This is a genomic window from Pseudomonas sp. NGC7 (assembly GCF_047159675.1).
Taxonomy (GTDB): Bacteria; Pseudomonadota; Gammaproteobacteria; order Pseudomonadales; family Pseudomonadaceae; genus Aquipseudomonas; species Aquipseudomonas kermanshahensis.
Genome location: NZ_BAAFZY010000001.1, coordinates 5,710,354 through 5,729,368, shown reverse-complemented (window position 1 = coordinate 5,729,368; position 19,015 = coordinate 5,710,354). Strand labels below are relative to the sequence as shown.

Sequence of the window (19,015 nt, the reverse complement as noted above, 5' to 3'; positions counted from 1 at the left end):
CCTCCATTCGTAGTGTGCGAATGGGCGCCGTTGTGCGTTGAGCGTCCGCAGGAGCGGACAACGCCCCATCCGAGCCTGACAGGCCTAGCCTGCTGCAGCGCCCCTCGGACAGGTGGCGGGCATGGCCGCCGCTGCGGGTGGCCAAGTGAAGCGGCAGGATTATAGCCGCGACAGGGACCTTCGCCCAAGGTTTTCTGTCGATTAATCGAGACGATAGTCGATGTTCAATGGAGCGGCGACGGCCGCTCTGCCATCATGAATGCACGTTAGCCAAGCAGGTTAGGAGTACCGATGAACTTTCACACCCGCAAATGGGTAAAACCCGAAGACCTCAACCCCAATGGCACCCTGTTCGGTGGCAGCCTGTTGCGCTGGATCGACGAAGAAGCGGCGATTTACGCCATCGTCCAGTTGGGCAACCAGCGTGTGGTGACCAAGTACATGTCGGAGATCAACTTCGTCAGTGCCTCACGCCAGGGCGACATCATCGAACTGGGCATCACCGCCACTGAATTCGGCCGCACTTCGATTACCCTCAAGTGCGAAGTGCGCAACAAGATCACCCGCAAGAGCATCCTGACCGTCGACAAGATGGTGTTCGTCAACCTCGGCGAAGATGGCATGCCCGCGGCTCACGGGCGCACCGAGATCAAATACGTCCAGGACCAGTTCCCGGACTCGGCAGTCGAGTAGATATTTTGGGGCTGCCTTGCAGCCCATCGCGACACAAGGCCGCTCCTACAGGAGAATGCGAATCCCGTGTAGGAGCGGCCTTGTGTCGCGATGGGCCGCAAAGCGGCCCCGGCAATCTCAGGGCTGGGCGCTAACCTTGCGCACCACCCGCCCGATGCTCAGCCCCTGCACCAGGATCGACGACAGCACCACGATGTAGGTGATCGACAGCAGCAGGTCACGTTCCTCACCCAGCGGCAGCGACAGTGCCAGCGCTACCGACACGCCGCCGCGCAGGCCGCCCCAGGTCAGTACCCGCACGGTGCCTTTCGGCACACTCCGCCAGCGGCGCAGCAGCAAGATTGCCGGGGCCACGGTAAGCAGCCGCGACAGCAGGACCGCCAGTGCCAGCACACCGCCGGCCGCCAGGTGCATCCAGTTGAACGGCAGCAGCAGAAGCTCAAGGCCGATCAGCGCGAACAGCAAGGCGTTGAGCATGTCATCGATCAACTCCCAGAAACCGTCCATGTAGCGACGGGTCATGTCGTTCATCGCCAGGTTGCGCCCCATGTTGCCGATGATCAGGCCGGCGACCACCATGGCGATCGGTGCAGAAACGTGCAGTTCGTAGCACATTGCCGAGCCACCGATGACCAGCGCCAAGGTCAGCATGACCTCGACCTGGTACTGCTCGACGCTCTTGATCATGCGGTAGGTGGCGTAGCCGATCACGCCGCCGAACACCACGCCGCCAATGGCCTCGCGGGCGAACAGTACCGCCGTGTCATAGGCACTGGGGGTTTCGCCGAGCTGGATGATGCCCAGCAGCACGGTGAACACCACGACCGCGGTGCCGTCGTTGAACAGCGATTCGCCGACGATGGTGGTTTTCAGCGGCTTGGAGGCATTGGCGGTCCGCAATGCGCCGAGCACGGCAATCGGGTCGGTGGGCGAGATCAGCGCGCCGAACAGCAGGCAGTAGATCAGCGGAACCTGCCAGCCAAACATCGCGAACACCCAGTGCGACAGGTAGCCGATCACCACGGTGGCGATGAGTACGCCGATGGTCGCCAGCAGGCCGATCGGCCAGCGATAGCTACGCAGGTCTGAGAGGTTGACGTGCAAGGCGCCGGCGAACAGCAGGAATGCCAGCATCCAGTGCATCAGCAAATCGTTGAAGTCGATCTGGTTCATCAGGCCTTCGACGCGCTCTTCGAGGCCAGGGAAGCCAATCAGGCTAAGCCCTTGCAGCATCAACGAGAACAGCAGTGCCGTGACCATCACGCCAATGGCGGGTGGCAGGCCGATGAAGCGGTAGTTGACGTAGGTGAGAAGGGTGGTGAGGCAGATAAACGCGGCAACTAATTCAAGCATCCCAAATCCTGTAACAGTGGCTTCCAAGTCGTACCCGAATGACTCGGGCAGTTCTTTGATGACCTGGCGAGGGCTTCGGGGCACACCTTTGACCGGAATTGTTGGAATCGTTCATGTGTAGGGCTTGAGTTGTGCGATGGTTTTTAGATGCGCCGCCCGCGCGGCGCCCGATTTCGTAAGCGCTGAACATCTTCCGACATACGCACACCAGACTGAAGACGATATATTCGTGCCTCAATAACGTCACAAGGACTTGAAGGCGTGTTGGCAACTTCCCTGGTACTGGTCGCCGCCCTCCTGCATGCGACCTGGAACACCCTGATCAAATTCAGCGGCGAACGCTTGTTGGTGATTGCCAGCATGGACACGGTCGCCTTGGCTTTTGCCGTGCTGGCCGTGGCCTTTGTCGAGGTGCCTCCCGCCGACATCTGGCCCTGGTTGGTCGCCTCGGCGCTGGCCGAACAGTTGTACCGCTATCTGCTGATCCAGGCCTATCGGGTTGGCGACCTGGGGCTGGTCTATCCTCTGATGCGCGGGTTGTCGCCGCTGGTGGTGCTGGGCTTGACCCTGGCCTTTGCCGGGGAATCGCTGAGCCAGCAGCAGATCATCGGCATCCTGCTCATTCCGTGTGGCATGGCGTGCCTGCTGTGGCAGGGGGGCGGTGGTGATCGGCTGCCTTGGTCGATGTTGCCCGTGGTGGCGCTGATTGGCCTGTGCATCGGTTGCTACACCTGGTTCGACGGCCAGGCGGTGCGGCTGTGGGGCAAGCCTTGGGACTACCTGGTATGGCTGACCTTGCTCAGTGCCTGGCCTTTCCCGCTGCTGGCCAGTGTGGCGCGCCGGGCACCGTTTGTGCTGTTCTGGCGAACCCAATGGCGGCTGGGGTTGGCCGTAGGGCTTTGCGTGCTGTTCAGTTATGCCCTGGTGCTGTGGGCCATGCACCTGGGGTCGGTGGCCGAGGCGGCGGCGCTGCGGGAACTGAGCGTGATCCTGGTGGTGCTGTTGGGTATGCGCTACCTCAAAGAACCTTTTGGCGGGCCAAGACTCCTAGCTTGCGGGCTGGTGCTGGCAGGCATGCTGGTAATGAAGCTCTAACCTTTCGATTGAACAAGGAGTGCTGTCCATGACCGTTGCCCTGTGGTGCATCCTGATTGCCCTGATATTGCCACCGCTTTGCGCATTGATCGCCAAAGTGAGCAGTGGCCGCTTCGGCCTCAAGGACAATCACGATCCGCGTGCCTTCCTGGACACGCTATCGGGCCTGCCACGCCGAGCCCATGCGGCGCAGCAGAATAGCTACGAAGCGTTTCCCGCGTTTGCGGCGGCCGTGCTGGTGGCAGATATCGTCGGCAATGCCGAGCAGGTGACGCAGGACGTGCTGGGCGTGATGTACATCACCAGTCGGTTGCTCTACATCATCTGCTACCTGGCGGACTGGGCGGCATTGCGGTCAGTGGTGTGGTTTGCTGGGTTGGCGTTGATCGTGGCGTTTTTCGTGGTTTCCGTCTGAAACCGAGTTGCCCTCTTCGCGGGTAAACCCGCTCCCACAGGGGATCGTGCATTATTCAGGGTTTGCACGATTACTGTGGGAGCGGGCTTGCCCCGCGAAGAGCCCAGCCCCGATCAAGGCACTTTCGGTACTTCAGGCAGCGGTTTGCCTTTAGGCCACAGCATCCAGATCTGCCCTTGCTGCTTCATGTTCCCGGCCAGCTCACCGGCTTCTGGCCCGGTCCCCCAGAACAGGTCTGCACGTACCTCACCGGCAATCGCACCCCCGGTATCCTGAGCGCCTACCGGCCGCACCACCGGGGTACCATCCGGGCGCGTAGTGGATAACCACAGCAGGCTGCCCAACGGAATCACCTTGCGGTCGATCGCCACGCTGTAGCCGGCCGTCAGTGGCACGTTGAGCGAGCCGCGCGGGCCTTCGTTACTGTCGGGGCGGGTGCTGAAAAACACGTAGCTGGGGTTGCTGGCCAGCAGCTCTGGTACCCGCTGCGGGTTGGCCTGGGCCCAGGCATGAATGCTGCCCATGCTCACGTCTTCCTTCTTCAACTGGCCCTGTTCCACCAGCCAACGCCCGATCGGCCGGTAGGGGTGGCCATTTTGGTCGGCGTAGCCCAGGCGCAGCTGGCGGCCATCTTCCAGTTGTACCCGGCCCGAACCCTGTATCTGCAGGAACTGCAAGTCCATCGGGTCGGTCAGCCAGGCCAGCACCGGGGCTTTTACGCCCTCACGGTTGATGACTTCGGCTGTGTCGTAAGGCTTGAGCACCCGGCCATCCAGTCGCCCGCGCAGGCGCTTGCCCTTGAGCTCTGGGTACACACTGGCGAGGTCGACCACGATCATGTCGTCGGGCACGCCGTACACCGCTACGTGGTTGGTTTCGGTCGGTTTCAGGCTGCCCGGGTAGACCGGCTCGTAGTAGCCAGTGATCAGGCCGTTGGCGTTGTTCTCGGCCGAGCGCAAGCCATAGACCTGCAGGTTTTGCTGCAGGAAGGCGCGTATTTGCAGTGCATCGTCCGGCACGCTGGCAGCGGCCTCGCAGGTGGTGGCCCAGACGGCGTCGCGCTTGAGTTTTTCACAGCCATTGCGCCACGCGTGGAAGCCGGCCACCAGGTCGGTGTCGCTGACGCTGGGCAGGTCCTGCCAGGTGGCACTGGCATAGGTGGCAATGGCATGGGGCTCAGGTTTGGCGTTCTCGCCGCCGTTGCAGCCGGCCAGCAGGGCCAGTGCCGGGAGTGTCCAGGCCAGGTGGCGCAGGGCGAATTTCATAGGGGGATTCCTGTCAGGGCGAACATGAAGATTCGCCCTTGTGTTTTATGTGGCTATTGGTCTTTGGCCCTTGGCCAGCGATACTGGCCGCCCATTTTCGTAGGCCGTAGTGACCGTGATGTTCAAGCGATTGACCGTTGTTCTGCTCGCAGCCCTTGCCCTGAGTGCCTGTGACCGTGTGGACCCGAACTCGCCGCTGGGCCAGCGCAAGGCGATCTTCAAGGACATGCTCAAGACCAGCGAGGACCTGGGTGGCATGCTGCGCGGCCGTTTGCCGTTCGACGGGGTGAAGTTCTCCGACGGGGCCGTGAAGCTCGACAGCCTGTCGCACCAGCCGTGGCAGCACTTCCCCCAAGCGCGCGATGGTGGTGACAGCAGCGCGCGAGCGGAGGTGTGGGAGCGTCAGGCGCGGTTCCATGACCTTGCCCGGCAACTGGAGGGCGTGACCGGTGAATTGGTCGATGCTACCCGGGGCCAGCCGCTGGAGGCGGCGCAGTTGAAGGGACCGATGGACAGGGTCGAGGCTGGGTGCAAGGCTTGCCATACTGAATTCCGCAATCATTGATCGCCTGTAAGGGCCTTATCGCCGGCAAGCCAGCTCCCACAGGAAATACACAGCCCTTGAGAGCAGTGGAGTACCCGTGGGAGCCGGCTTGCCGGCGATAAGGCGCTCACGGACGCTGCACCTCAGCGGTCGAGTTCGTCGACCGCTTCCTGCAGTTCTTTGCGCGACTCGGCGAGTTTGTCTTTACGCTTGTTTATCTTTTCAGCATCGCCTTTCTTTTCGGCCTTCTTCAGGTCTTTTTCGCGTTGCGCGACCTCATGGCGCGCATCGAGCACCTTTTGTTCACGCTCTTTGCGCAGGCTGGTTTCTGTACAGTTTTTTGCACCTTCCAGTGCCTGCTCGAGCCCCGCAACCTGGTCACTGTTGCCGTGTTCGCGGGCAATCTTCAGTTGGTTCTCGATGGCGCTGCGTTTGGCCGCGCAGCCAGTCAGGCCAGCATCCGGCTCGGCAGCCTGCACGGCGCCAGCAGCGAGGCCCAGTGTTGCGAGCAAGAAAAGAGTCGAAATACGTTTCATGAAAAGCCTCCTGAACGGGGCGGGGCAGAAAAGTTGGGGGAAATCCTGCCTTGGTTTTTCCTATTTAGAAACCCTTGTTGGTTTTTTATGGCCGAAACTCAGACTTTCCTTGCGTGGGATTTGGTAAAAAATCATTGCGCGAGCGGTTTGTTGCTGATTTGGAACGCGTTCACGCCGGCCTCGTTTAACTGCGCCGCAATGGCTTGAGTTTCGTTGGCCGTAAAAAACGCTTCCAGCTGACGCGCGCGCACTGCGCCGATACCCGGCATGGCGTGCCACTCATCGGCCGTGCGCGAGGACAGCTGCGCCCAATCACCGTCGAGCTGGATGCCACCCGGTACGGGTGCGCCAAGCGCGCGCAGCCAGCGGGAGAAGGGCTGTGATCGGGCGCCTTCGAAGGCGTGCAGCAGCTGCGTGGCGGTGGCGTCGCTGATGCCCGGTACCTGGCCCAGGCGCTGAGCGTCGAGTTGCAGCCAATCCGTCATCGAAGTGACCAACCCAGCCCCGACCAGGCGTTGCCACGTACCTGGCCCGGTGCGCGGCATTGCCAGCCCCTGCTTGCCACTGAGCCACGTAAGCCGCGCAATGAACTGCTCGTCGCAACCGTCGTCTGCGTGCCAGCAGCTATGGGGGTGGTAGCGCCCCGGTTGCGGCGCCTCCACCGGCTGGCGTTGGACCGCGCGGTGCACCACGTGCTCGAAACGCGGAATGGTCAGGCCGGCCAGGCTGATTGCTACCTGATCACCCGGCGCAATGTCGAGGCGCTGCCAGCGTGCCAGTGAGCCCAGGCTGACCTGTGTGATCAGCCGGTCGTCCAGTGTGACCGGGTGCAGGCGCAGCACCGGCGTGACCCTGCCCGTGCGACCGACCCGGAAGCGTACCTCACGTACCTCTGCCAAGGCTTGGGCGTAGGGGTATTTCCAGGCTGCCAGCCAGTAGGGCGGCTTGGCCTGCCAACGCTCGGCAGGAGGCCGACTGCTCTGGCGCAGGATGACGCCGTCGGTGGCGAAGGGCAGAGGTGAGCGGTACCAGTGCTGGCGCCAGTGTGCGGCATCGGCGATGGAGTCGATGGCAACGCTGTAGCGCTGGCTGTCGGGGAAGCCCAGTTGGGCCAGCTGCGACAGGCGCTCGGCCTGGCTGCTGGGGCCCTGTGGCCAATCCCAGACGAACAGGCCGATGCTGGCGCCTTGTTCAGCGCTGAGCTGCTTGCGGGCGAGCAGCCCTGCCACGGTGCCCCGCGCCTTGGCGCTGCCCGCCTGGGCTTGCACGTGCTGGTCCAGGCGCAGATACAGCTCACCCTGCAACACCAGGTCAAGGGCCTGGGGCAGTTGCCGGGTAATGGCATCGAGGTGCGGGATGTGGCGGCTCCAGTCGTGCCCCTGGGCCCCGTCACCCCGGCTCAGCAACTGTACGAGTTGCCCCTGTCGGTAGAGCAAGGATACCGCCACCCCATCGACCTTCGGCTGCACCCACAGGCCAGCCTTGCCGGCCATCCAGCGGCCGACGGCCTGCTCGTCGCCCAGCTTGTCGACGCCTGTATGCGGGACGGGGTGCGTAATCGGGCCGCGCGCCGTGGCCAGTGGCGCGGGTTGCGCCTGCAGGCCGAAGCATTGCTGCCAGTGTTCCAGGCGTTGCCGGCTCTGGTCATACAGTTCATCTGCTACCTGGATGATGCCCAGGCGATGGTAGTCGTCGTCCCATTGGGCAATCGTGCTGCGAAGGTGGGTGACCTCGGCGTGGGCTTGTTTGGCGTCCCAGTCGGGGCAGGGGCTGGCGTGCACCAGCGAGGCATGTAGCGATAGCAGCAGTGCGAACAACAGCATGAACGGCATGGCCAGCATCCTTGCATGGCGGGTGGGAACCCTCAGCCTAGGCAGGCTGGGTGCCGATTGCCGTGAACAGTTGTCAGCCGATATGTCACAAAAAAGCCCCTGCCGATTGCTCGGCAGGGGCTTTCGTCCAGCGCTGTAGGAAACTTACAGGCCGGCAGCGTCACGCAGCGACTGGGCGCGGTCGGTGCGTTCCCAGGTGAAGGTGGTGAAGGTGTCGTCGCCGACTGTCTTCTGCTGCGGGGTGCGGCCGAAGTGGCCGTAGGCCGCGGTTTCCTGATACATCGGGTGGAGCAGGTCGAGCATCTTGGTGATCGCGTACGGACGCAGGTCGAAGCACTCGCGCACCAGTTGGACGATCTTGTCGTCGGAGACCTTGCCGGTACCGAAGGTGTTGATCGAGATGGAGGTTGGCTGAGCTACGCCAATGGCGTAGGAGACCTGGATCTCGCAACGCTCGGCCAGGCCGGCAGCGACGATGTTCTTGGCCACGTAGCGACCGGCGTAGGCGGCGGAACGGTCTACCTTGGACGGGTCCTTGCCGGAGAACGCGCCACCACCGTGGCGGGCCATGCCGCCGTAGGAGTCGACGATGATCTTGCGGCCGGTCAGGCCACAGTCACCCACCGGGCCACCGATGATGAAGTTGCCGGTCGGGTTGATGTGGTACTGGGTATCTTTGTGCAGCAGTTCGGCCGGCAGGGTGTGCTTGACGATCAGCTCCATCACCGCTTCCTGCAGGTCTTTTTGCGAGACCTCAGGGTTGTGCTGGGTCGACAGGACCACCGCGTCGATGCCGACTACCTTGCCATTTTCGTAACGGCAGGTGACCTGCGACTTGGCGTCCGGGCGCAGCCACGGCAGCAGGCGCGACTTGCGCGCTTCGGCCTGGCGCTCGACCAGACGGTGCGAGAAGCAGATCGGTGCTGGCATCAGCACGTCGGTTTCGTTGCTGGCGTAACCGAACATCAGGCCCTGGTCGCCAGCGCCCTGGTCTTCCGGCTTGGAGCGGTCGACGCCCTGGGCGATGTCCACGGACTGCTTGCCGATGATGTTCATCACCGCGCAGGTGGCGCCGTCGAAGCCGACGTCGGAGCTGTTGTAGCCGATGTCGATGATGACTTTACGTACCAGTTCTTCGAGGTCGACCCAGGCGGACGTGGACACTTCGCCAGCGATGATGGCGACACCGGTCTTGACCAAGGTTTCGCAGGCCACGCGGGCGTATTTGTCCTGAGCGATGATGGCATCAAGGACAGCGTCCGAAATCTGGTCGGCGATCTTGTCCGGATGCCCTTCGGACACGGACTCGGAGGTGAAAAGGGAGTATTCGCTCATCTCGAAGGGTTCCTAAAATTTACCGATGGTGTATGTCGCCAGTCGCCCGCTGAAAATGGCGGACCTGTATCTGGAAACCGTTGCGCAAGCCCACATAGAGGCTGTCCCCGGGGACCAGCCCGGCACTATTGGCCCAACGGGCCAGGTCGTCCTGTTCGAAGCCCAGCCAGAGGTCGCCGCAGGCATCGCGCGCCCACCCCTGGTCATGGCTGCACAGTTCGGTGACCAGCAGGCTGCCGCCCGCTTTCACCCGTTTGGCCAGCTGGCGCAGGGCCAGGGCCGGGTCGCTGAAATGGTGCAGCACCATGTTCAGCACAACGCAGTCGGCTGCCACATCCGTTGCATTCAGTGCATCGGCCAACTGCAGGTTCACGTTGTCCAGGCGCTCACGCTGGCAGACCTGGCGGGCCAGCTCGAGCATGGTCGGGCTGTTGTCCAGGGCGGTCACCATGGCGAAGCGCCGTGCCAGGTCCGGCAGGAAGCCGCCGTCGCCGGGGCCTACTTCCAGCGCGCTGGCGGTGGGCGCGAAGTTCAGCTTGTCGAGCAGCGCCAGCAGGCTTTCGCGATACTGCGGCAGGCCGGCGATCAGGTCTTGCTGGGCGCGGAATTTTTCTTCCACGCGCAGGAAAAAGTCCTGGCTGGTGGCTGCGCGGCGTTGCTGTACCTGGGCGATGCGCGCCTGCACTGCAGGTGGCAAGGTCAGGTCGTCGACTTCTTCGAGCAACGCCGTGTGCAGACGCCCGCCCAGGCGTAGGCTGTCGGGCAGGGCGCGGCGGTAGAAAATCGCGTTGCCCTCGCGCCGGGTCGCCACCAGCTCGGCCTGGGCCAGCACCTTCAGGTGATGGCTCATGCCGGACTGGCCGATGTCGAAGATTTGCGCCAGTTCGAGCACGCCAAACGAATCGCTGGCCAATGCGCGCAAAACATTCAGGCGCAGCGCGTCGCCACTGGCTTTGCACAAGGCGGCCAGGGTGTCGCTTCGCTGAGGGATCGATTGCGCACGGAGGTTCATGGGGCGGCAGTCTAGACAGGCATCGTGGCACCCGCAAGGCCAATATCAAAAAGTTTTGATATTGGCGATGAGCTGCAAGGATAGAGCGGCCCCAGCCCATGCTTGCATGCACCTTGCCGCTTAAAGCGTGCCGCTTGACGCTTAAATGTTTGCCCCCAGCCCCCCAGTGGGCGAAAATGGCCGCCTTTTTTCGTATCACAACCTTTCAGCCCCAGGAGATCAGCGATGCCCAGCCGTCGTGAACGTGCCAACGCCATTCGTGCCCTCAGCATGGATGCCGTGCAAAAGGCTAACAGCGGCCACCCAGGTGCCCCTATGGGCATGGCGGATATCGCCGAAGTGCTTTGGCGTGACTACCTGAAGCACAACCCGAGCAACCCAAGCTTCGCCGACCGTGACCGCTTCGTGCTGTCCAACGGCCACGGCTCGATGCTGATCTACTCGCTGCTGCACCTGACCGGCTATGACCTGTCGATCGACGACCTCAAGGCCTTCCGCCAGCTGCACAGCCGTACCCCGGGCCACCCGGAATACGGCTACACCCCAGGTGTGGAGACCACCACCGGCCCACTGGGCCAAGGCCTGGCTAACGCCGTGGGCTTCGCCCTGGCGGAAAAAGTCCTGGGCGCACAGTTCAACCGTGACGGCCACAACATCGTCGACCACAACACCTACGTGTTCCTCGGCGACGGCTGCATGATGGAAGGTATCTCCCACGAAGTCGCCGCTTTGGCCGGCACCCTGGGCCTGGGCAAGCTGATTGCCTTTTACGACGACAACGGCATCTCCATCGACGGCGAAGTCGAAGGCTGGTTCACCGACGACACGCCGAAGCGTTTCGAAGCCTACAACTGGCAGGTGATCCGCAACGTCGACGGCCATGACGCCGACGAGATCAAGACCGCGATCGAGACTGCACGCAAAAGCGATCAGCCGACCCTGATCTGCTGCAAGACCATCATTGGCTTCGGTTCGCCGAACAAGCAGGGCAAGGAAGACTGCCACGGCGCACCGCTGGGCAACGACGAAATCGCCCTGGCCCGTAAAGAGTTGAACTGGAACCACGGCCCGTTCGAAATCCCGGCCCACATCTATGCCGAGTGGGACGCCAAGGCCGCCGGTGCCAAAGCTGAAGCCGAGTGGAACCAGCGCTTCGACGCCTACGCCAAGGCGTACCCTGAGCTGGCTGCTGAGTTCAAGCGCCGTGACAGCGGCGAGCTGCCGGCTGACTTCTCCGAGAAGGCCCAGGCCTACATCAACGAAGTCGCTGCCAAAGGCGAGACCATTGCCAGCCGCAAGGCCAGCCAGAATGCCCTGAACGCCTTCGGCCCGCTGCTGCCTGAGTTCCTCGGCGGTTCGGCTGACCTGGCCGGTTCCAACCTGACCCTGTGGAAAGGTTGCAAGGGCGTCGACGCCCATGACGCTAGCGGCAACTACGTCTACTACGGCGTACGCGAGTTCGGCATGACCGCGATCATGAACGGCGTTGCCCTGCACGGCGGCCTGGTGCCTTACGGCGCGACCTTCCTGATGTTCATGGAATACGCCCGCAACGCGGTGCGCATGTCGGCCCTGATGAAGCAGCGCGTGATCCACGTCTACACCCACGACTCCATCGGCCTGGGCGAAGACGGCCCGACTCACCAGCCGATCGAGCAGCTGACCAGCCTGCGCAGCACGCCGAACCTGGACACCTGGCGCCCAGCTGACGCGGTCGAATCGGCCGTGTCCTGGAAAAACGCCCTGGAGCGCAAAGACGGCCCATCGGCGCTGATCTTCTCGCGTCAGAACCTGCAGCATCAGGACCGTAACGCCCAGCAGATCGCTGACATCAGCCGTGGTGGTTACATCCTCAAGGACTGCGCTGGCGAGCCAGAGTTGATCCTGATCGCCACCGGTTCCGAAGTGGGCCTGGCGGTTCAGGCCTTCGACAAGCTGAGCGAGCAAGGCCGCAAGGTCCGCGTGGTTTCCATGCCGTGCACCAGCGTGTTCGACGCCCAGGACGCTGCCTACAAGCAGTCTGTACTGCCACTGGAAGTGGGGGCGCGCATCGCCATCGAAGCTGCCCACGCCGACTTCTGGTACAAGTACGTCGGCCTGGAAGGCCGTATCATCGGCATGACCACCTACGGTGAGTCGGCCCCGGCCTCTGCATTGTTCGAAGAATTCGGCTTTACCCTGGAGAATATCCTGGGCACCGCCGAAGAGCTGCTGGAAGACTGATGTGAAAATGGAGGGCAGTGATGCCCTCCAGGTCGTGCAAGGGGAGGGCTTTGCCCTCCATCGCGACGCAAGGCCGCTCCTACAGGTACTGCGCAGCCCCGATGATGGCGCGGTACCTGTAGGAGCGGCCTTGCGTCGCGATGGGCCGCACCGCGGCCCCAACAGCCATCATGCGTTAGCGAGCCTACGAATGCCCCACCCGCGTCCCTACAAAGTTGCACTCAACGGTTATGGCCGCATCGGCCGCTGTGTCCTGCGCGCGTTGTTCGAGCGGGGGGCGAAGGCCGGTTTCGAGATTGTTGCGTTGAACGACCTGGCCGATCAGGCCAGCCTCGAGTACCTGACACGCTTCGACTCCACCCACGGGCGTTTCCCTGGGGAAGTGAGAGTCGACGGTGACTGTCTGCATATTAACGGCGACTGCGTGAAGGTGATGCGCAGCGCCACCCCGGAAGGCATCGACTGGGCCGCCCTGGATATCGACCTGGTGCTGGAGTGCTCCGGCGCCTACAACACCCGCGCCGATGGCCAGCGATTCCTCGATGCCGGCGCGCCACGGGTGCTGTTCTCGCAGCCCATGGCCAGCGAGGCGGACGTGGACGCCACGGTGGTGTACGGCATCAACCAGGCATGCCTGACGGGCAACGAGCGCCTGGTGTCCAACGCGTCTTGCACCACCAACTGCGGCGTGCCGCTGTTGCGCGTGCTGGACCAGGCGTTCGGCATCGAATACGTGCAGATCACCACCATCCACTCGGCGATGAACGACCAGCCGGTGATCGACGCTTACCACCACGAAGACCTGCGCCGTACGCGCTCTGCGTTCCAGTCGGTGATCCCGGTGTCCACGGGCCTTGCGCGCGGCATCGAGCGGCTGCTGCCGGAACTTGCCGGGCGAATTCAGGCCAAAGCGGTACGCGTGCCGACCGTCAACGTCTCATGCCTGGACATCACGCTGCAGACCGCCCGCGACACCAGCGCCGCCGAGGTCAACCGGGTGCTGCGCGAGGCAGCGCTGGAGGGCCCGCTCAAAGGATTGCTGGCCTATACCGAGCTGCCCCACGCCAGCTGTGATTTCAACCACGACCCGCATTCGGCGATCGTCGATGCCAGCCAGACCCGTGTTTCCGGCCCCCGCCTGGTAAACCTGCTGGCTTGGTTCGACAACGAATGGGGGTTCGCCAACCGTATGCTCGACGTTGCCGAACACTATCTGCACGTCGTTCAACCAACCCGCAACAAACAGCCCTGAAGGACTGCATTCATGACCGTGTTGAAGATGACCGACCTCGACCTGCAAGGTAAACGCGTACTGATCCGCGAAGACCTCAACGTGCCTGTGAAGGACGGTGTGGTAGCCAGCGACGCGCGTATCCTGGCAGCGCTGCCGACCATCAAGCTGGCCCTGGAAAAGGGTGCAGCGGTAATGGTCTGCTCGCACCTGGGCCGCCCGACCGAAGGTGAATTCTCTGCTGAGAACAGCCTCAAGCCGGTCGCCGACTACTTGAGCAAAGCCCTGGGCCGTGACGTGCCGCTGATCGCCGACTACCTGGACGGTGTCGAGGTCAAGGCCGGTGACCTGGTGCTGTTCGAGAACGTGCGCTTCAACAAGGGCGAGAAAAAGAACGCCGACGAGCTGGCGCAGAAATACGCTGCCCTGTGCGACGTGTTCGTGATGGACGCGTTCGGCACTGCCCACCGCGCCGAAGGTTCGACCCATGGCGTGGCCAAGTTCGCCAAAGTCGCCGCTGCCGGCCCACTGCTGGCCGCCGAGCTGGATGCCCTGGGCAAGGCGCTGAAAGCCCCGGCCAAGCCAATGGCGGCCATCGTCGCGGGCTCCAAGGTGTCGACCAAACTCGACGTGCTGAACAGCCTGAGCACCGTTTGCGACCTGCTGATCGTCGGTGGTGGCATCGCCAACACCTTCCTGGCGGCTGCTGGCCACCCCGTCGGCAAGTCGCTGTACGAGCCTGACCTGGTCGACACCGCCAAGGCCATCGCTGCCAAGGTCAACGTACCGCTGCCGGTCGACGTGGTGGTTGCCAAGGAATTCGCCGAAAGCGCCGAAGCGACCGTCAAGGCCATTGCCGACGTTGCCGCTGACGACATGATCCTGGACATCGGCCCGCAAACCGCTGCCAACTTCGCCGAGCTGCTGAAGTCGTCGCAGACCATTCTGTGGAACGGCCCGGTTGGCGTGTTCGAGTTCGACCAGTTCGGCAACGGCACCAAAGTGCTGGCCAAAGCCATCGCCGAAAGCGCCGCGTTCTCCATCGCGGGCGGTGGTGACACCCTGGCGGCGATCGACAAATATGGCGTTGGCGCCGATATCTCCTACATTTCTACCGGTGGTGGCGCGTTCCTCGAGTTCGTCGAGGGCAAGGTCCTGCCGGCTGTGGCAATCCTGGAAGAGCGGGCCAAGGCCTGATGACGTTGGCGCTTGGCAAAGGGAGCGACCTGATGGTCAAGCAATTGCCTGTGATGATTCTGGCCGGGATGCTGAGCGCGTGCTCCAGCAGCCCGTCTTCGGATGAAGCCGCGTCGCGGTCGCCCAAGGGCGGCTGCTACCAGTCCGAGTGGCAGGCTGAGACCGTACCGGTCATCAACAAGCGCCTGGGTCCGGATGGCCTGGAAAAGTATGACGAAGACCACCAGCACAAGGCGCCTGGTTGCCCTTGATCGGGTTCTCGGGCACCTAAGCTGGGTTTGAAGGTCTTCAACACTGGGGCCGCTGTGCGGCCCATCGCCGGCAAGCCAGCTCCCACAGGCCTTGCACATGCCCTTAGGGTGGTGCGGTACCTGTGGGAGCCGGCTTGCCGGCGATGGGCTGCAAAGCAGCCCTTAGCGGAGTAATGAGATGAAAGCGCTTATGGCCATCGCGGCCCTGGCGACACTGGCAGGATGCTCACTGCTGCAGCCGGCGCAACCCGCCCCGGCAGATAACTGGACCCGTTGGGTCTGTGACACCCAGACTGAAGTGCTGTGGCGCTTCGCGGATGCACAACAAGATTCGGTCGACGTACGCCTTGGCGGCGGCGACCAGGTCTACCGGCTCAAGTCCGAGCCGAGCGCGTCGGGCGCGATGTACAGCGATGGCGTGCTGGCCTTCCACACCAAAGGCGAAGAAGGCCTGGTGTACTGGGTGGCAACCAACGATCTGATAGGGCGGGGCTGCAAGGCACCGTGACTGGCCGGGCCGCCCAGGTGGCCCACACTACTTGAACAGCAACCGCCCCTGCGGCAGGCTTGCACGAAACAAACGACGCTTGTCGGGAGAGAGATACACAATGGCACTCATTAGCATGCGCCAGATGCTGGACCACGCCGCCGAGTTCGGTTACGGCGTTCCAGCTTTCAACGTCAACAACCTCGAGCAAATGCGCGCAATCATGGAAGCCGCCGACAAGACCGACTCTCCGGTCATCGTGCAGGCTTCGGCAGGTGCCCGTAAATACGCCGGTGCGCCCTTCCTGCGCCACCTGATCCTGGCCGCGATCGAAGAGTTCCCGCACATCCCGGTGTGCATGCACCAGGACCACGGCACCAGCCCTGACGTGTGCCAGCGCTCGATCCAGCTGGGCTTCAGCTCGGTCATGATGGACGGCTCGCTGGGTGAAGACGGCAAAACCCCAACCGACTACGAGTACAACGTCCGCGTTACTCAGCAGACCGTTGCCATGGCGCACGCCTGCGGCGTTTCGGTAGAAGGCGAGCTGGGCTGCCTGGGTTCGCTGGAAACCGGCATGGCCGGTGAAGAAGACGGTATTGGCGCTGAAGGCGTGCTGGATCACAGCCAGATGCTGACCGACCCTGAAGAAGCCGCCGACTTCGTCAAGAAGACCCAGGTCGACGCCCTGGCCATCGCCATCGGCACCAGCCACGGCGCCTACAAGTTCACCAAGCCACCGACCGGTGACGTGCTGGCGATCGACCGCATCAAGGAAATCCACAAGCGCATCCCTAACACCCACCTGGTGATGCACGGTTCCTCTTCGGTACCGCAAGAGTGGCTGGCGATCATCAACCAGTACGGCGGCGACATCAAAGAAACCTACGGCGTGCCGGTTGAAGAAATCGTCGAAGGCATCAAGCACGGCGTGCGCAAGGTCAACATCGACACCGACCTGCGCCTGGCCTCCACCGGTGCCATGCGTCGCCTGATGGCCCAGAACCCAAGCGAGTTCGACCCACGCAAGTTCTTCGGTGAAACCGTCAAAGCCATGCGTGACGTGTGCATCGCCCGTTACGAAGCGTTCGGCACCGCCGGCAATGCCTCCAAGATCAAGCCGATCTCCTTGGAAGGCATGTTCCAGCGTTACCTGAAAGGTGAATTGGCCGCCAAGGTCAATTGATTCGCTGGTAGTACTGAAAAACCCGCAGAGATGCGGGTTTTTTTATGCCTGCGATAACCCGTATTCACGGCAGAGCAACCGTTAGTCGGCTACCGTACAGTTTATGCACTGATAGCGTTCTGATTGCATTGCGAGTTACAGGCCCGGGTCTAGAGTACTTATCGGATCCAATCGTGATTTGAAGTCGGTCACACAATAGAGAAGCAGCATGGATGGCGCTCACCTTCAACCACAGCCACGGGATGGTGGCAGCTCGGTTCTACTGGTGGTAGATGATTACCCCGAGAACCTCATCAGTATGCGGGCCTTGCTGGCCCGGCAGGATTGGCAAGTATTGACCGCAAGTTCGGGGGTGGAAGCCCTGAGTGCCTTGCTCGAACACGACGTCGACCTGGTCTTGCTGGATGTACAGATGCCAGAAATGGACGGCTTCGAAGTCGCCCGGCTGATGCGCGGCAGCCAGCGCACGCGGCTGACCCCGATCATCTTCCTTACCGCTAACGAACAGTCCGATGCCGCCGTGCTGAAGGGGTACGCCAGTGGCGCGGTGGACTACATGTTCAAGCCGTTCGACCCGCAGATTCTCAAGCCCAAGGTCCAGGCCCTGCTCGATCAGCAACGCAACCGGCGCATGTTGCAGCAACTGACCCGCGAGCTGGAAACAGCCAGGGCGTTCAACGCTTCGATTCTGGAAAACGCCGCCGAAGGGATTCTGGTGGTAGATGCTGCCGGCACCATCAGTTTCGCCAACCCAGCCATTTCACGCTTGCTGGCAGCGCCAGTGGAGCAGTTGCAGGGCGCCCAGTTGCTTGACCTGGTGCAAATGGCCAACGCCAACCTGTGGAGCGAGTCGGACTTCTACCAGGCCTACTTGGGGCGGCGGATCTTCCGCGTGCACGATGCTCAGTTACGCACCCTGGGGGGCGAACTGGTACCGGTCGCGCTGTCGTGTGCACCCTTGCCGGCCGATCAGCAGGCGATGGTGGTGACGGTGCTGGACATGTCGGTGGTGCGCAACCTCCACCAACAGCTCGAATACCAAGCGGTAACCGACCCGCTGACCGGCCTGCTCAACCGCCGCGGCTTCTACCAGGCCGCCGAGGGCGTGCTGCTGCGCAACGAGCGCTCGGACAAGGCGCAGGCGCTGATGTACATGGACCTGGATGGCTTCAAGCGGATCAACGACTCGTTGGGCCATGAAGCGGGTGATCGCGTGCTGCGCTGGGTCGCCGAGCAAATCAAGGACTGCCTGGGTAGCGAAGCACTGCTGGCACGGATGGGCGGTGATGAGTTCACGGCGTTGTTCGATAGCTTGCCTTACCCCGAGCAGGCCGGGCGTTACGCCGAGCGCTTGCTTGAGCGCATCGCCATCAGCCAGCAGGTGGAAGGGCTGGATGTGTGCCTTGGGGTCAGCATCGGCATTGCCACGTACCCCGACTGCGGCGCCACCGTCGAGGGCCTGCTGCGCGCAGCCGATGCGGCGATGTACGCGGCCAAGCAGGCTGGCCGCCAGCAATACCGCTTCTATGACCACGAGCTCAATGGCCGCGCACGTTCACGGTTAATGCTTGAAGACGGTGTACGGGCAGCAATCGAACAGCAGGACTTTAGCCTGGTGTATCAACCCCAGGTGGGCTTCGCCGATGGCCACTTGCGCGGTTTCGAGGCGTTGTTGCGCTGGCAGCACCCCAGCGTTGGCGATGTGCCGCCGGGGCTGTTCATCCCCCTGCTGGAAGAGGCCCGGCTGATCAACCGCCTGGCCAGCTGGATCTACCGTCAGGGGGCAGCGCAGCGCCAGGCCTGGTGCGATCGTTTCCCTCGCGACCTGGTGCTGGGTATCAGCCTGAGCCGTGCCCAGTTCGTCATGCCGGGCCTGGTCGAGGAGCTGCAGCGGGTGATCCTGGACTATCAACTTGACCCCGCGCAGCTTGAAGTCGAGGTCGCGGAGACGTCGCTGATGTACAACATCGACGCGGCGGTGAAGCAGATACACCGCCTGCGTGAGCTGGGCGTGCGGGTGGCGCTGGATGATTTTGGCGCAGGTGACTGCTCGTTGCGCATGCTGCGGGATTTACCGATCGATACCCTGAAGTTGGACCGCCACCTGGTGGCACGCCTGCCGGACTCAGCCGTGGACGCCGCGCTGGTGCGCAGCGTGGTGAGTCTGTGCGCCGACTACCGCATCACAGTGATCGCCGAAGGTGTGGAAACCCCGGCCCAGGCTGCGTGGCTGAAGGCAAACGGTTGCGCCTACGTGCAGGGTTTTCTGGTGGCGCACCCCATGACCGCAGCGGATGCCAGCGGCTTCCCGGCGATTTTCTCCTGGCCTCGGCCATGATTGGCTAGAATCGCCCTTCGTC

At 62.8% G+C, this 19,015-nt stretch carries 17 protein-coding genes and 1 riboswitch; of the genes, 11 read left to right on the top strand and 6 right to left on the bottom strand.

Translation table 11 applies throughout. The features are described from left to right. Positions 1-15: 15 nt before the first annotated feature. Positions 16-112, bottom strand: a riboswitch (S-adenosyl-L-homocysteine riboswitch). A 179-nt stretch (positions 113-291) separates the two neighbouring features. Next, entirely contained in the window at positions 292-693 is a 402-nt protein-coding gene (locus ACMCNM_RS25620; RefSeq protein ID WP_027592453.1) for an acyl-CoA thioesterase, read from the top strand. 117 nt (positions 694-810) lie between these two features. On the opposite strand, the gene ACMCNM_RS25615 is transcribed toward ACMCNM_RS25620, so the two are convergent. Beyond that, positions 811-2,046, bottom strand: coding sequence for a cation:proton antiporter (locus ACMCNM_RS25615; protein ID WP_027592454.1), 1,236 nt, complete (start codon positions 2,044-2,046; stop codon positions 811-813). Positions 2,047-2,307: 261 nt separating this feature from the next. Here ACMCNM_RS25615 and ACMCNM_RS25610 point away from each other — a divergent pair, with 261 nt between their 5' ends. Then, positions 2,308-3,141 (top strand): EamA family transporter, encoded by an 834-nt coding sequence (locus ACMCNM_RS25610; RefSeq protein ID WP_412765653.1) that lies wholly within the window; start codon positions 2,308-2,310, stop codon positions 3,139-3,141. Positions 3,142-3,169: 28 nt separating this feature from the next. Further along, complete coding sequence (locus tag ACMCNM_RS25605) at positions 3,170-3,556, top strand: MAPEG family protein (protein WP_186702422.1); 387 nt, start codon at positions 3,170-3,172, stop codon at positions 3,554-3,556. Between the two features lie 113 nt (positions 3,557-3,669). Here ACMCNM_RS25605 and ACMCNM_RS25600 read toward each other — a convergent pair whose 3' ends face one another. After that, positions 3,670-4,821 carry a murein transglycosylase A gene (locus tag ACMCNM_RS25600; RefSeq protein WP_186677271.1) on the bottom strand — a complete coding sequence of 384 codons (1,152 nt, stop codon included), beginning with the start codon at positions 4,819-4,821 and terminating at the stop codon, positions 3,670-3,672. A 118-nt stretch (positions 4,822-4,939) separates the two neighbouring features. Here ACMCNM_RS25600 and ACMCNM_RS25595 point away from each other — a divergent pair, with 118 nt between their 5' ends. Further along, positions 4,940-5,386, top strand: a complete 447-nt coding sequence (locus ACMCNM_RS25595; protein WP_412765652.1) for a c-type cytochrome — start codon at positions 4,940-4,942, stop codon at positions 5,384-5,386. Positions 5,387-5,508: 122 nt separating this feature from the next. On the opposite strand, the gene ACMCNM_RS25590 is transcribed toward ACMCNM_RS25595, so the two are convergent. The 4 genes from ACMCNM_RS25590 to ACMCNM_RS25575 form a co-directional block, all read right to left on the bottom strand. Then, complete coding sequence (locus ACMCNM_RS25590; RefSeq protein ID WP_027592459.1) at positions 5,509-5,901, bottom strand: DUF1090 domain-containing protein; 393 nt, start codon at positions 5,899-5,901, stop codon at positions 5,509-5,511. Between the two features lie 131 nt (positions 5,902-6,032). Beyond that, entirely contained in the window at positions 6,033-7,733 is a 1,701-nt protein-coding gene (gene ligB / locus ACMCNM_RS25585) for an NAD-dependent DNA ligase LigB (protein WP_412765651.1), read from the bottom strand. A 144-nt stretch (positions 7,734-7,877) separates the two neighbouring features. Further along, complete coding sequence (gene metK / locus ACMCNM_RS25580; protein WP_027592460.1) at positions 7,878-9,068, bottom strand: methionine adenosyltransferase; 1,191 nt, start codon at positions 9,066-9,068, stop codon at positions 7,878-7,880. 19 nt (positions 9,069-9,087) lie between these two features. Then, positions 9,088-10,080, bottom strand: a complete 993-nt coding sequence (locus ACMCNM_RS25575) for an ArsR/SmtB family transcription factor (protein ID WP_412765650.1) — start codon at positions 10,078-10,080, stop codon at positions 9,088-9,090. Positions 10,081-10,305: 225 nt separating this feature from the next. Here ACMCNM_RS25575 and tkt point away from each other — a divergent pair, with 225 nt between their 5' ends. From tkt to ACMCNM_RS25540, 7 genes are all read left to right on the top strand, one after another. After that, complete coding sequence (tkt, locus tag ACMCNM_RS25570) at positions 10,306-12,303, top strand: transketolase (RefSeq protein ID WP_412765649.1); 1,998 nt, start codon at positions 10,306-10,308, stop codon at positions 12,301-12,303. A gap of 190 nt (positions 12,304-12,493) precedes the next feature. Continuing rightward, a complete protein-coding gene (epd, locus tag ACMCNM_RS25565; protein ID WP_186677283.1) occupies positions 12,494-13,555 on the top strand; it encodes an erythrose-4-phosphate dehydrogenase in 1,062 nt (353 codons plus the stop codon). A gap of 12 nt (positions 13,556-13,567) precedes the next feature. Continuing rightward, positions 13,568-14,731: a phosphoglycerate kinase gene (locus tag ACMCNM_RS25560; protein ID WP_412765648.1), complete on the top strand. Its 1,164-nt coding sequence runs from the start codon at positions 13,568-13,570 to the stop codon at positions 14,729-14,731. Further along, positions 14,731-14,982, top strand: a complete 252-nt coding sequence (locus ACMCNM_RS25555; RefSeq protein WP_099430618.1) for a hypothetical protein — start codon at positions 14,731-14,733, stop codon at positions 14,980-14,982. The genes ACMCNM_RS25560 and ACMCNM_RS25555 overlap by 1 nt, the downstream gene beginning before the upstream one ends. Positions 14,983-15,160: 178 nt before the next feature. After that, positions 15,161-15,490 (top strand): MliC family protein, encoded by a 330-nt coding sequence (locus ACMCNM_RS25550; RefSeq protein ID WP_027592466.1) that lies wholly within the window; start codon positions 15,161-15,163, stop codon positions 15,488-15,490. A 100-nt stretch (positions 15,491-15,590) separates the two neighbouring features. Further along, complete coding sequence (gene fba, locus ACMCNM_RS25545) at positions 15,591-16,655, top strand: class II fructose-bisphosphate aldolase (RefSeq protein ID WP_008093958.1); 1,065 nt, start codon at positions 15,591-15,593, stop codon at positions 16,653-16,655. 208 nt (positions 16,656-16,863) lie between these two features. Then, the gene (locus tag ACMCNM_RS25540) at positions 16,864-18,993 is read left to right on the top strand and encodes a putative bifunctional diguanylate cyclase/phosphodiesterase (RefSeq protein ID WP_412765647.1); all 2,130 of its coding nucleotides are present in this window, start codon (positions 16,864-16,866) and stop codon (positions 18,991-18,993) included. Positions 18,994-19,015: the final 22 nt, after the last annotated feature.

Bases quoted from the DNA above. Each gene is read 5' to 3' on its own strand.
- fba (WP_008093958.1), top strand. From the start codon at position 15,591: ATGGCACTCATTAGCATGCGCCAGATGCTGGACCACGCCGCCGAGTTC.
- ACMCNM_RS25575 (WP_412765650.1), bottom strand. From the start codon at position 10,080: ATGAACCTCCGTGCGCAATCGATCCCTCAGCGAAGCGACACCCTGGCC.
- ACMCNM_RS25560 (WP_412765648.1), top strand. From the start codon at position 13,568: ATGACCGTGTTGAAGATGACCGACCTCGACCTGCAAGGTAAACGCGTA.
- ACMCNM_RS25600 (WP_186677271.1), bottom strand. From the start codon at position 4,821: ATGAAATTCGCCCTGCGCCACCTGGCCTGGACACTCCCGGCACTGGCC.
- ACMCNM_RS25605 (WP_186702422.1), top strand. From the start codon at position 3,170: ATGACCGTTGCCCTGTGGTGCATCCTGATTGCCCTGATATTGCCACCG.
- ACMCNM_RS25620 (WP_027592453.1), top strand. From the start codon at position 292: ATGAACTTTCACACCCGCAAATGGGTAAAACCCGAAGACCTCAACCCC.
- metK (WP_027592460.1), bottom strand. From the start codon at position 9,068: ATGAGCGAATACTCCCTTTTCACCTCCGAGTCCGTGTCCGAAGGGCAT.
- tkt (WP_412765649.1), top strand. From the start codon at position 10,306: ATGCCCAGCCGTCGTGAACGTGCCAACGCCATTCGTGCCCTCAGCATG.
- epd (WP_186677283.1), top strand. From the start codon at position 12,494: ATGCCCCACCCGCGTCCCTACAAAGTTGCACTCAACGGTTATGGCCGC.
- ACMCNM_RS25555 (WP_099430618.1), top strand. From the start codon at position 14,731: ATGACGTTGGCGCTTGGCAAAGGGAGCGACCTGATGGTCAAGCAATTG.
- ACMCNM_RS25595 (WP_412765652.1), top strand. From the start codon at position 4,940: ATGTTCAAGCGATTGACCGTTGTTCTGCTCGCAGCCCTTGCCCTGAGT.
- ACMCNM_RS25590 (WP_027592459.1), bottom strand. From the start codon at position 5,901: ATGAAACGTATTTCGACTCTTTTCTTGCTCGCAACACTGGGCCTCGCT.
- ligB (WP_412765651.1), bottom strand. From the start codon at position 7,733: ATGCCGTTCATGCTGTTGTTCGCACTGCTGCTATCGCTACATGCCTCG.
- ACMCNM_RS25615 (WP_027592454.1), bottom strand. From the start codon at position 2,046: ATGCTTGAATTAGTTGCCGCGTTTATCTGCCTCACCACCCTTCTCACC.
- ACMCNM_RS25540 (WP_412765647.1), top strand. From the start codon at position 16,864: ATGGATGGCGCTCACCTTCAACCACAGCCACGGGATGGTGGCAGCTCG.
- ACMCNM_RS25550 (WP_027592466.1), top strand. From the start codon at position 15,161: ATGAAAGCGCTTATGGCCATCGCGGCCCTGGCGACACTGGCAGGATGC.